This window comes from Bacillus sp. mrc49, from assembly GCF_002803435.1.
The window spans coordinates 658,386-670,721 of record NZ_PHNG01000800.1 but is presented as its reverse complement, the minus strand read 5'-3'; the positions used below and the strand labels follow the sequence as shown (position 1 = coordinate 670,721).

Sequence of the window (12,336 nt, the reverse complement as noted above, 5' to 3'; positions counted from 1 at the left end):
CCTATTATGCACGAAAAAAACAAGCATTAACAGCAAAATGAATAAAAATTTCATTCATTTGAATATGTATATCCTGATCATCTATAAACGGAAAAAGACCCGGCTCACGCCGAGTCCCAAGGACGAAGGCTCAGCCTTAAAGTAGAACACGTCCAAATCATTTGATTAACATCAAAAAAGCGGGAAATTTCCCGCCTTCCTGAAAAAAAATTATCTACGTAGACCTAATTTGTTAATTAGTGTACGGTAACGAGTAACGTCTTTGTTACGTAGGTAAGTTAAAAGGTTACGACGTTTACCTACCATTTTAAGAAGACCGCGACGTGAATGGTGGTCTTTTTTGTGAGTGCGTAAGTGACCGTTCAAGTTGTTGATTTCTTCTGTTAAAACTGCGATTTGCACTTCTGGAGATCCAGTGTCAGTATCGTGAGTTCTGAACTCAGCGATTAGTTCGTTTTTGCGTACTTGTGTAATTGCCATAGTATTATTCCTCCTAAAATTCTGTAAAATCACCTATTACCGAGCCAGCGTCGGAGTCTCGACTAGCCAAGCAATGGTTATTTTCATACATATAATAGAATACATGCATTTCACTAAAATTGCAAGTCCTGTCTTCCGGTATTCTATTTATGTTCGAGCTCCGCAAAATAAGCGATCGCATTCTCCTTGTCCGCTTCAATCTGGGCAACCAATGATTCAAGCCCGGAAAACTTCTGTTCGCTCCGAAGTCTAACATGCCATTCGACAGAAACCTGGCTGCCATAAATATCCCCCGAAAAATCCAATGCATGGACCTCCACAGTAGGATATTTAGGTTTTTCCTCATGGAACGTGGGTTTATAACCGACATTGCAGACCCCATGATACCATTTGCCGCCTATGTTGATCCTGACAGCATATACGCCAGAAGCAGGGAAAATGTAATCATCGCTCACTTCTATATTAGCGGTGGGGAATCCTAGCTTCCTGCCCCTTTTTTCACCGTGAACGACATGCCCCTTCGTTATGAAGCGGCGGCCCGCCAAATGATAAAAATCGGTGAAATCACCATTGCCAAGGGTCTCCCTGATTCTTGTCGAGCTAACTTTTTCATCTTCGAGTGTCTGCTTGGCGACTACCGTCTGTGAAAACCTTCCCTGTGCGTAAACAGGCAGATCTTCCATCGAACCTTGACCATAACGGCCATATGAATAATCAAAGCCTGCGACTACGTGGCGGACATTTAACCCTACAATGTATTCGTCAACGAACCGTTCCGGCAATACCGAAGCGAACTCCTTGCTGAAATGGACAATGAATAAATAATCTATCTCCATCGACTCGATGATAGCCACCTTATCTTCAAGCGGGGTAATATAGCGGATATTTTCCGTTTTCCTTCCCAAGACTGCAGAAGGATGCGGATCAAATGTCATGACGGCTGACTTCAGGTTCATTTCATCGGCTTTTTGCTTGGCGGTTTGTATAACGATCTGATGGCCTTTATGTATCCCATCAAAAAAACCAAGCGCCATAACAAGCTCAGGAAAATCATCCGAATTAAATTGATGAGGATGCTCTATTGCAATCACTTTCACCTTTCAATCTCCTCTTTCCGACGGCAAAACGGTCTATGATTCTTGTGCCAATACTTTTACAGGTTTAATTAATCCTTCTTTTGTCGGATGTACTTGATAAATGGCAATTGCCTTATCGGATGGGTCCACCATCACAAAGGGCTCCCCTTTTTCGGCAGCAACATCCCCTGTTTGTTCCAATACCGCACCGTTGAGTACTTTCTTTGCTACTTTATCACTAATCTTACATTTCGGCAAATGAAATAATCCACGCTCTAAAGGCAATAGAAAATCATCCGATTGTCCAGTTTCCATGAATGCTTCGACCTCCGCGAACGTCAAACAGTCATCAAGCTTGAAGCCGGCTGATTCAATCCGGGTCAAATCTGACATATGGGCAGGTATACCAAGCTTTTCACCCATCATGACCGCAAGAGTCCTGATATACGTTCCTTTGCTGCACTTGACGCGAAATCGAAAAGAAATCGTTTCTCCGGTGAATTCCGTACGATCATCGAGAAGGGTTATATCGTAGATGGTGACCTCCCTTGTCGGCCTCTCCACTTCAATGCCTGCCCGGGCATATTCATACAATTTCTTCCCGTTCACCTTCACAGCTGAAAACATCGGCGGCGTCTGTTCGATTTTCCCTGTCAATGATTCCAGCACTTCCAGGATCCGTTCCCGCGTAATCACTTCATCGATGGTTTTCTCCTCGACTTTTTCACCGCTTGCATCCTCTGTTGTCGTGGAAAAGCCAAGGGTCACTTCCCCTTCGTATGCCTTGCCGGCTTCTGTCAAATACTCGGCGACTTTCGTTGCCCTGCCGATACAAATCGGCAAAACCCCTGTCACATCAGGATCAAGCGTTCCCGTATGCCCAACCTTTTTTGTTTTCAATATCTTTCTTAATTTAAAAACACAATCATGGGATGTCATTCCCTTTGGTTTCCATAATGGAAGAATGCCGTTCATGGCTGTCACCTCATCATTCATTTTCAAAAAAAAAGGAGCCGACTTCAAGAAGTGCAAAGCACTTTTTGAGTCGGCCTCCTTTTTACTGCTTGCTTATTCTTCGTCTTTTTCAGCCGGTTTATCCTCTGAATTGATTTGGGAAATCAATGACTCGATGCGATTGCCATAATCGACCGATTCATCAAATTCAAAAAACAGCTCAGGCGTTTTACGAAGACGGATTCTTTGCCCGATTTCTGAACGCATGAATCCTTTGGCCTTTGCTAGCCCTTGCAGTGTTTTTTCCCGTTGCTCCTGGTCACCCAGAACGGAAATGTAAACAGTTGCCTGTTGTAGATCTCCTGTAACCGCAACGTCCGTTACGGTTACAAATCCGATCCTTGGGTCTTTTATTTTGCGGCCGATAATTTCACTCAGCTCTTTTTTCATTTGTTCGCCAACACGATTTGAACGAAGGCTCATAATATCACCTCGATAGCCTAAAGCCAGTCTATATCTGTTATTGTTCGCTCTAGTTCCGGAAAAGAATCTAGAAATTTAAGGGCATTTTGAAGTTCCCTCTCAGTAGCCTTCCTTGAGGATGTTACGGTTACGATCGTGATCTTCGTTCGCTGCCATAAATCCTGAAAATCGGTTTCGGCTACCGATATATTGAACTTTTGTTTAAGCCGTGTGATGACACGCTGCAGCACGGCTCGTTTTTCTTTCAATGAATGGGTGTCATGGATGATGCATTCACATTGGGCAGAGCCAACGATCATTTACGCTCGATCTCTTCCATTACATATGCTTCGATTACATCGCCTTCTTTAAGGTCATTGTAATTTTTAATGGTGATCCCGCACTCATAGTTCGTTGCCACTTCTTTAACGTCATCTTTAAAACGTTTCAACGCATCAATTTCACCTTCGAAAATGACGACACCTTGACGAATCAAGCGGATTCCGCTATCGCGTGTGATTTTCCCTTCAGTAACATATGAACCGGCAATCGTGCCGACCTTAGATACTTTGAAAGTCGTACGGACTTCAGCCTGACCGATGATTTTTTCTTCGAATTCAGGATCAAGCATCCCTTTCATCGCCGACTCGATCTCTTCTATCGCTTTATAGATGATGCGGTGAAGACGGACATCGACATTTTCCGATTCAGCTGCCCGCTTCGCATTCACGTCAGGACGGACGTTAAATCCGATGACGATGGCATTCGAAGCTGTCGCAAGGATGATATCCGACTCAGTGATGGCCCCGACGCCAGTGTGAATGATTTTCACTTTAGCGCCTTCCACTTCTATTTTATTCAGGGAGGCTGCAACTGCTTCCGCAGAACCTTGAACATCCGCTTTCAAGATGATGTTCAATTCCTTAATTTCCCCTTCTTTCATTTGCTCGAACAATGTATCAAGCGTTACACGGGATTTTTCATTACGTTGTGAAGCCAACTGTCTTTGCGCACGAACTTCCCCAACTTGACGGGCCGTTTTCTCATCTTCAAAGACGATGAAACGATCGCCAGCTTGTGGAACTTCGTTCAATCCAGTGATTTCAACCGGTGTGGACGGACCTGCATCCTTCACACGGCGGCCAAGATCATTGACCATTGCACGCACACGTCCGAACGTATTACCGATAACGATCGGATCTCCGACTTTCAACGTACCGTTTTGAACAAGCAATGTCGCAACAGAGCCGCGTCCTTTATCCAAACGTGCTTCGATGACCGTTCCGTTTGCTTTACGGGTCGGATTCGCTTTATACTCCTCCACTTCACTTACAAGCAGGATCATTTCAAGCAAGCTATCGATGCCTTCACCATTTTTCGCTGAAATAGGTACGAAAATGGTATCTCCGCCCCATGCTTCAGAAACTAGACCGTGCTCAGTCAATTCTTGCATAACGCGGTCTGGATTGGCCGCTTCTTTATCCATTTTATTTACAGCGACGATAATTGGAACTTCAGCCGCTTTGGCATGGTTGATGGCTTCAACCGTTTGTGGCATAACGCCATCATCCGCTGCAACGACCAGGATCGTGATATCCGTAACCTGAGCACCACGGGCACGCATTGTTGTAAACGCGGCATGTCCTGGCGTATCAAGGAATGTGATTTTCTTGTCGTTTACTTTGACTTGATAGGCACCGATATGCTGCGTGATTCCGCCAGCTTCGCCTTCCGTTACTTTAGTATGGCGAATTGAATCAAGCAATGTCGTTTTACCATGGTCAACGTGTCCCATAATCGTTACGACGGCCGGACGTTCAATCAAATCTTCAGAAGCATCTTCAGTCACCAATGATTCAAGATCGGTTAGGTCGACACGGATTTCCTCTTCAGCCACTACACCGTACTCAGCACAAATCAATTCAATCGCGTCTTTATCCAAGGTTTGGTTGATTGTAGCCATGACACCAAGCATAAAGAGCTTTTTGATGATTTCTGAAGGTTCACGGTGAAGTTTTTTTCCAAGCTCCATGACGGTCAAAGACTCATAGAACGTAATTTTCTCTGGCAATTCCCGTTCTTTACGCTTTGTAACAGGAGCTGCTGGCGCTTGTTGTCTTTGTTTGTTATTTTTATTTTTGTTATTTCTGTTCCGGTTAAACTGGCCTGCCGGTTTTTTCGTGCCTACAGGTTTAACTGGTGGTTTTTTCTTAAGCTTTTCTTTATTTACCGTGCTTTTCTCATCTGCTTCCGCTTCGTATTTTGCAACGGTGGCGTTAGCTTTCGGTTCAGCAGCTTGGCTTTTATCTTCGTTTTTAGGTTTAATTGAATCGTTTAATTTATTTACAGTTGAATCGTCTAATGCTGTCATATGGTTTGTTACCTCTATATTCATTTCTTTAAGTTTATTTATTACATCCTTGCTTGAAACGTTCTTTTGTTTTGCATATTCATATACACGCAATTTTGTCATACGTTCACCCCCGTAAAATTTAATCGAGCAGCGTTCGGAGTTTTTGTGCAAAACCTTCATCCAGAACTGCGACGGCAACTCTAGCATCCTTGCCTATCGCATGGCCGAGCATGGACCTGCTTTCGACTCTTTTTAAAGGAACCTGATAAAATGCGCACTTATCAGATATTTTTTTTTCAGTGTTTTTTGAAGCGTCCGCGGATAAAATAACAACTTTGGCATTACCGCTTCTAATCTCTTTAACCACTAATTCTTCACCCGAAATTAGCTTGCGTGCTCGATTGGCCAATCCTAATAGAGACATCCATTGTTGTTGTTGGGTCATGATGTTTAGTTTTTCTCCTTATTCACTAATTCAAGCAATTGTTCATAAAGGGAAGAATCGATTTGGGTACTAAGGTGATTAGCCAGCACGTTTTTCTTTTTGGCCAGCTCGATAATATCCCGATCAAGAGTCAAATAAGCTCCCCTTCCCGATTTCTTTCCGGTCGGATCAAGGCTGACTTCCCCTTCTTTAGATCGAACGATGCGGATGAGTTCCTTCTTGGGCTTCATTTCGCCTGTCGCCACACATTTGCGCATCGGGATTTTTTTTCGGCTATTCATCTTTTTTCACCTCTGGATTACTCGTTATCCTCTTCGAAATCTGTATCCTCTTCATTAACATAACTATCTCTGCTTAAAAGGAATTCCTGTTCTTCCACTGGATAGATCCCAGCTTCACGTGCTTCCGTTTCACTCTTGATATCAATTTTCCAGCCAGTAAGCTTGGCAGCCAAACGGGCATTTTGTCCACGCTTACCAATTGCCAGGGATAATTGATAATCAGGGACGATGACGGTCGTCGCTTTTTCTTCTTCTTTTACGATGACTTCAAGGACCTTGGAAGGACTTAAAGCATTCGCTACGAAAATGACCGGGTTCTCCGACCATTTGACAATATCGATTTTTTCGCCTTTCAGTTCATTGACGATGGCCTGAACACGTTGTCCTTTTTGGCCTACACAGGAACCGACAGGATCGACTTCTTCGTTATCTGAATGAACGGAGATCTTCGAACGGTCGCCTGCTTCGCGGGCAACTGACTTAATTTCCACCGTTCCATCGAAAATTTCAGGCACTTCGATTTCGAATAAACGTTTTAAAAGTCCAGGATGTGAGCGGGATACAAAAATTTGCGGGCCCTTCGACGTCTTTTCGACTTTCGTGATGAAAACCTTGATGCGATCATGGGGTTTATATTGTTCATTCGGCATTTGCTCATTCACTGGAAGCAAAGCTTCGATTTTTCCTAGGCTTACATAGATGAAACGGGAATCCTGGCGTTGAACGATGCCAGTCATGATATCTTCCTCGCGGTCGATGAATTCGGCATAAATGATGCCTCGCTCTGCTTCACGAACCCTTTGAGTGACGACTTGTTTCGCAGTTTGGGCAGCAATACGGCCGAAATCCTTAGGCGTAACTTCCATCTCGACAACGTCCTCTAACTGATAGTTGGGATCAATTGCTCTTGCTTCTTCAACAGAAATTTCCAGACGTGAATCGAATACTTCGTCAACAACGTCTTTTCTAGCGAATACACGCATCGTTCCTTTACCAAGATTCAAGTCGATACGTACATTTTGCGCTTGGTTAAAGTTACGGCGATATGCCGATATAAGAGCAGCTTCAATCGCGTCGATCAAAACTTCCCTGGAAATTCCTTTTTCGTTTTCTAAAATATAGAGAGCATCCAATAACTCATTGCCCATGGTGATCCCCCTTACGGATATTTAATTAATGATTTACTTGACTTAAGAGAAGGTAATCGCCAGTCTTGCTTTGGCTACCTTTTCGAATGGTATGACGATCGTTTTCTTTCGTGTCTTGATCCTGACTTCCAGCGTCACTTCTTTACCATCGAAACTGGTTAGGGTTCCTTCGAATTCTTTTTCATCTAAAATGGGCTCGTATGTTTTTATGTAAACATTTTTACCGATAGCATTAAGGAAATCCTTCTCTTTTTTCAGAGGCCTTTCTGCTCCGGGAGATGAAACTTCGAGAAAATAATTTTGTGGAATCGGATCAACCTCATCAAGCTTTTCACTGAGTTTTTCACTCACATTTCCGCAATCTTCAATATCTACGCCTGTTTCTTTATCAATGTATACTCGAAGGAACCAGCTTTTACCTTCCTTCACATACTCCACTTCAACTAATTCAAGCTGCAATTCCTCAAGAATTGGTAATGCTAATTCCTCTACAACTTCCGTTACCTTTTTACTCATTTGTTTCCTCCATACGTGCGTTGTATGCGCTTGGTTTCGGATTCAAAATTAAATGGTCAATACAACACGAAAGAGTGGGTTTCCCCACTCTTGCCATTGGTTCCTCTTAGTATTTCCAATAAAAATATACCATAATCAAGATATTTATGCAAATATCATGTCTGTTTCTTCCTTTTTGGAACTCATCCCCACATTAAAATAAGGATAATTGATTTTGTTCAGGCAATGACTCCAGGCATCCTTGCTTATCAAGATATTCAAGGATGGTCTTGGAAACTTTCCCCCGTTGCTGCAGATCTTCCTTCGAAAGGAATTCGCCATTCTTGCGTGCGTTGACGATATTGATGGCAGCATTCGTACCAAGGCCTGGTATCGAATTGAAAGGCGGTATCAAAGTGTTTCCTTCAATTATGAACTGGTCCGCACTGGATTTGTACAAATCAACCTTAGCGAATGCATAGCCGCGTTCACACATTTCCAAAGCCAATTCAAGAACGGTCAATGTATTCTTTTCCTTTGTGGAAGCGTCCAATCCCTTAACCATGATTTCTTCCATTTTCCCTTTGATCGCTTGCGATCCTCTAGTCATGGCGTCGATTTCAAAGTCATCGGCGCGCACCGTGAAGTAAGCTGCATAATATAATAAGGGCAGATGCACCTTGAAATAAGCAATCCGGACAGCCATCAACACATAGGCTGCAGCATGAGCTTTCGGGAACATGTATTTTATTTTCTTACATGAATCGATATACCATTCCGGCACTTCATTTTTGCGCATTTCCTCTTCGAATTCCTCAGATAGACCTTTCCCTTTCCGCACCGATTCCATGATCTTGAATGCTAAGGAAGGTTCTAGTCCTTGATAAATGAGATAAACCATAATATCATCCCGGCACCCAATAACCTCACTCAGTGTACATATCCGGTTGTGAATCAGCTCCTGTGCATTGCTCAGCCATACATCCGTACCATGTGACAGTCCAGAAATCTGAACAAGCTCGGAGAATGTGGTAGGCTTCGTATCCTCAAGCATTTGCCGTACGAACCGCGTACCGAATTCGGGAATGCCGAGTGTACCCGTTTTACACATGATCTGGTCTTCGGTCACTCCCAATGATTCCGTGCTGCTGAAAATTTTCATCACTTCAGGATCATCCGTTGGAACGGTCTTTGGATCGATTCCGCTCAAATCTTGGAGCATACGGATGACAGTTGGATCATCATGTCCGAGTATATCGAGTTTCAAAATATTATCATGGATGGAATGGAAATCGAAGTGCGTCGTTTTCCACTCGGAATTCCGGTCATCCGCCGGGAATTGAATTGGGGTGAAATCATAAATATCCATATAATCCGGCACGACAATGATTCCGCCCGGATGCTGTCCCGTTGTCCGTTTCACACCCGTGCACCCAGCGACAAGCCGGTCCGTTTCAGCGCCGCGCATGTGGATGTTGTTATCAGCGGAATATCCCTTCACGTACCCATAAGCCGTTTTTTCAGCTACCGTACCAATCGTACCTGCACGATATACATACTCCTCACCGAATAGGACCTTCGTATAATTATGGGCCTTCGGCTGATATTCACCGGAGAAGTTCAAATCGATATCGGGAACCTTATCCCCTTTGAATCCAAGGAAGGTTTCAAACGGAATGTCATGGCCGTCTTTAGTATATGGGATTTCACAATCCGGACAGTCTTTATCTGGCAGGTCAAACCCGGAACCTACGGATCCGTCATTGAAGAATTCGGATTTCTTGCACTCCGGACATACATAATGAGGCGGAAGCGGGTTTACCTCTGTAATTTCGGTCATCGTTGCTACGAAGGATGATCCGACAGAGCCCCTGGAACCAACGAGATACCCGTCATTCAGCGATTTTTTAACTAATTTATGGGAGATTAAATAAATGACGGCAAACCCATGGCCAATGATGCTTTTCAATTCTTTCTCAAGACGGGCTTCCACGATTTCCGGCAGGTTGTCACCATATATCTTCCTTGCCATGCCATAACTCATCTCGCGCATTTCTTCTTCTGCACCTTCAATTTTAGGTGTATATAGCTCATCCTTGATAGGCTTGATATCCTCGATCATATCAGCGATTTTATTCGTGTTCGCCACCACGACCTCCTTAGCCTTATCGGCGCCAAGGAAGGAGAACTCCCGCAGCATCTCATCCGTTGTCCGGAAATGCACGTCGGGCAGCTTGTGACGATTGAGCGGATTTGCTCCCCCCTGTGAATTCACGAGGATCTTGCGGTAAATTTTATCATTGGGGTCCAGATAATGAACATTCCCTGTGGCTACCACTGGTTTGTCCAGTTTTTCACCAAGCTTGACGATATTGGAGATGATCGTTTCCAACGATTTTTCATCGCGGACATACTCCAACTCAATCAAGTGCTGATAAACTTCCTTCGGATGGATTTCAAGATAATCGTAAAATTCGGCAATATCGACGACTTCCTCGAAGCCCTTTTGCATCATTCCTTCAAATACTTCCCCTTTATCACAGCCCGAACCGACCAGGATTCCTTCACGATACTTCTTAAGCTGTGAACGCGGCAACCGTGGCACACGATAATAATAATCAATATGTGATATCGATATTAATTTGAAAAGGTTTTTTAGTCCTGCCTGCGTTTGCGCAATCAATGTGCAATGGGATGGGCGGGAACGTTGATAAGCATTTCCTTTACCCATATTGTCATTAAGCTGATCGTGATGGGTAATTTCTTTTGCCATTGCATCCTTCAGCATCTTCAGCATAAGGTACCCTGTGGCTTCGGCATCATAAATGGCCCTGTGATGCTGGGTCAAATCGATATCGAACTTTTTGCACAATGTATTTAATCGGTGATTTTTAAACTCCGGGTAAAGGAACCGGGCAAGCTCCAACGTATCCAGGACAGGGTTGGATGCCTTAGGATATCCGATGTTTTTATAGCCAATATTCAAAAACCCCATATCGAAAGCAGCATTGTGGGCAACCAGGATTGCATCCCCGGCCCATGCCTTGAACTTCTCCAATACTTCTGCGACTTCAGGCGCGTTTTCGACAAGGTCATCGGTGATTCCCGTCAACTCTATCGTCGTGTTCGATAACGGATGATGCGGATTAGCAAATGACTCGAAGCGGTCGATGATATCACCGTCACGAATTTTCACTGCAGCAAATTCGATAATCGTATCATAAACGGCTGAAAGCCCTGTCGTCTCAACGTCAAACACGACATAGGTGGCATCTGCCAGAGATATATGCGCTTCGTTATAGACGATAGGCACTCCGTCATTCACAAGATTCACTTCAACGCCATAAAGGATTTTGATACCATTCTTTTTGCCTGCACTATAAGCTTCAGGGAAAGATTGTGCCCCTGCATGATCCGTGATGGCAACAGCTTTATGCCCCCACTTTGCAGCCTGCGCAACAAGTGCGGACGTAGGTGTCACTGCATCCATCTGGCTCATCGGCGTGTGCATGTGCAGTTCCACACGTTTTTCCCCTTCAGGAGCCTTATCCTGGCGGCCTTGCTTGGAAATTTCATTGATATCATTTGCGATCATCACCAGGTCACGTACGAATGTATCGTTTTGGATGCTTCCTTGTGCACGTACCCACATCCCTTTTTTCACACGGGCAAGAATGGCAGCATCCTCTTTGTCACGCGAAAACATCTTCACTAATATCGAACTTGTATAATCGGTAACTTTAAATGTCAAAAGACTGCGCCCGCTGCGAAGCTCACGCACCTCTGCATCAAAGACGAAGCCTTCAATCGCAATCCTGCGCTCTTCATCGATAATTTGTTCAATCCTGCGGAAATCTGCATCTTCTTTAATCGTATAGCCAATTTTAACGGGACCATCGTAGCCGCCATCATCACTGCCTTTTTCCGATTCCTTCTTCTGCATTTCCACTAATGCAGCAAGGCCCTTTTCCGCGTCTTCTTTTTGTTTCTCTTCCAAGAATTTCTGGTAATCAGGATTCGATACCGTTTCCTTCACTTCCGCCTCCAGGGTCAGCGGAGGAAAGCCAAAGGTTTGGTATATATTCGAAATGATGCCGGAGTATTTCCGTTTCAACTGGCCTGCCTCTGTATCATTTCGGGCACTTACAATCAGCTTATATCCATTGACTGCGGGCTCTTGTTCATTCAAAAGCGACAAAAGGGCAGGCGACATGCCTTCGAGCTCCCCAATACAATTCTTCCAATATTCTTTAATCAGTTGTTCCGTCACTTGAGGATTAGCCACATTCAAGGTGAAGGTCACCTTGGCAATATGAGAAAAAGTACTCGCTAGTTGCGTGGCAAATCTTGTATGAACACTGCAAGGTATTAATGCAGGTATATTGAAGGCAAAATGCCATGTTTTGGACTCCCTCTCAATCGAGAGCTTATCAATTTCGGCACCGATGAAAAAATTCACAAAGGCATCCTCAACCAAGCCCATTTGCTGGAGCAAGAGTTGAAATCTCTCTCTACCGCTATTTGGATTTTGATCCATTTCCTCTCTCCCCTATCTATTATCTCTTAAGATATTATTCATCTTCACTCTGATATCAGAGGCTATTATATCATACTGCAAAGCATTCACTACTATCTTTATGCA

The 12,336-nt window shown here is 44.0% G+C and carries 11 protein-coding genes; all 11 read right to left on the bottom strand.

Going from position 1 to position 12,336, the window contains the following annotated elements:
- Positions 1–210 precede the first annotated feature (210 nt).
- Positions 211–480: a 30S ribosomal protein S15 gene (gene rpsO / locus CVN76_RS29615; protein WP_053345367.1), complete on the bottom strand. Its 270-nt coding sequence runs from the start codon at positions 478–480 to the stop codon at positions 211–213.
- 143 nt (positions 481–623) lie between these two features.
- Complete coding sequence (gene ribF, locus CVN76_RS29610) at positions 624–1,577, bottom strand: bifunctional riboflavin kinase/FAD synthetase (RefSeq protein WP_100534125.1); 954 nt, start codon at positions 1,575–1,577, stop codon at positions 624–626.
- 33 nt (positions 1,578–1,610) lie between these two features.
- Positions 1,611–2,531 carry a tRNA pseudouridine(55) synthase TruB gene (truB, locus tag CVN76_RS29605; protein WP_100534240.1) on the bottom strand — a complete coding sequence of 307 codons (921 nt, stop codon included), beginning with the start codon at positions 2,529–2,531 and terminating at the stop codon, positions 1,611–1,613.
- Positions 2,532–2,624: 93 nt separating this feature from the next.
- Positions 2,625–2,993 carry a 30S ribosome-binding factor RbfA gene (gene rbfA, locus CVN76_RS29600; protein WP_034313607.1) on the bottom strand — a complete coding sequence of 123 codons (369 nt, stop codon included), beginning with the start codon at positions 2,991–2,993 and terminating at the stop codon, positions 2,625–2,627.
- Between the two features lie 17 nt (positions 2,994–3,010).
- Complete coding sequence (locus tag CVN76_RS29595; protein ID WP_100534124.1) at positions 3,011–3,292, bottom strand: DUF503 domain-containing protein; 282 nt, start codon at positions 3,290–3,292, stop codon at positions 3,011–3,013.
- Positions 3,289–5,445: a translation initiation factor IF-2 gene (gene infB / locus CVN76_RS29590; protein WP_100534123.1), complete on the bottom strand. Its 2,157-nt coding sequence runs from the start codon at positions 5,443–5,445 to the stop codon at positions 3,289–3,291. The genes CVN76_RS29595 and infB overlap by 4 nt, the downstream gene beginning before the upstream one ends.
- Before the next feature lie 19 nt (positions 5,446–5,464).
- Positions 5,465–5,770, bottom strand: a complete 306-nt coding sequence (locus tag CVN76_RS29585) for a YlxQ family RNA-binding protein (protein ID WP_061144653.1) — start codon at positions 5,768–5,770, stop codon at positions 5,465–5,467.
- Positions 5,771–5,775: 5 nt separating this feature from the next.
- A complete protein-coding gene (rnpM, locus tag CVN76_RS29580) occupies positions 5,776–6,051 on the bottom strand; it encodes an RNase P modulator RnpM (protein WP_057913378.1) in 276 nt (91 codons plus the stop codon).
- A 17-nt stretch (positions 6,052–6,068) separates the two neighbouring features.
- Entirely contained in the window at positions 6,069–7,199 is a 1,131-nt protein-coding gene (gene nusA, locus CVN76_RS29575; protein WP_057913379.1) for a transcription termination factor NusA, read from the bottom strand.
- Between the two features lie 42 nt (positions 7,200–7,241).
- The gene (gene rimP / locus CVN76_RS29570; RefSeq protein WP_061144652.1) at positions 7,242–7,715 is read right to left on the bottom strand and encodes a ribosome maturation factor RimP; all 474 of its coding nucleotides are present in this window, start codon (positions 7,713–7,715) and stop codon (positions 7,242–7,244) included.
- Between the two features lie 193 nt (positions 7,716–7,908).
- Entirely contained in the window at positions 7,909–12,231 is a 4,323-nt protein-coding gene (locus tag CVN76_RS29565; RefSeq protein ID WP_100534122.1) for a PolC-type DNA polymerase III, read from the bottom strand.
- Positions 12,232–12,336: the final 105 nt, after the last annotated feature.

What these genes read in the sequence shown, in the direction of transcription:
- truB (WP_100534240.1), bottom strand. Translation starts at nt 2,531, where the DNA reads ATGAACGGCATTCTTCCATTATGGAAACCAAAGGGAATGACATCCCAT.
- rnpM (WP_057913378.1), bottom strand. Translation starts at nt 6,051, where the DNA reads ATGAATAGCCGAAAAAAAATCCCGATGCGCAAATGTGTGGCGACAGGC.
- CVN76_RS29585 (WP_061144653.1), bottom strand. Translation starts at nt 5,770, where the DNA reads ATGACCCAACAACAACAATGGATGTCTCTATTAGGATTGGCCAATCGA.
- CVN76_RS29565 (WP_100534122.1), bottom strand. Translation starts at nt 12,231, where the DNA reads ATGGATCAAAATCCAAATAGCGGTAGAGAGAGATTTCAACTCTTGCTC.
- nusA (WP_057913379.1), bottom strand. Translation starts at nt 7,199, where the DNA reads ATGGGCAATGAGTTATTGGATGCTCTCTATATTTTAGAAAACGAAAAA.
- CVN76_RS29595 (WP_100534124.1), bottom strand. Translation starts at nt 3,292, where the DNA reads ATGATCGTTGGCTCTGCCCAATGTGAATGCATCATCCATGACACCCAT.
- rpsO (WP_053345367.1), bottom strand. Translation starts at nt 480, where the DNA reads ATGGCAATTACACAAGTACGCAAAAACGAACTAATCGCTGAGTTCAGA.
- rbfA (WP_034313607.1), bottom strand. Translation starts at nt 2,993, where the DNA reads ATGAGCCTTCGTTCAAATCGTGTTGGCGAACAAATGAAAAAAGAGCTG.
- infB (WP_100534123.1), bottom strand. Translation starts at nt 5,445, where the DNA reads ATGACAAAATTGCGTGTATATGAATATGCAAAACAAAAGAACGTTTCA.
- rimP (WP_061144652.1), bottom strand. Translation starts at nt 7,715, where the DNA reads ATGAGTAAAAAGGTAACGGAAGTTGTAGAGGAATTAGCATTACCAATT.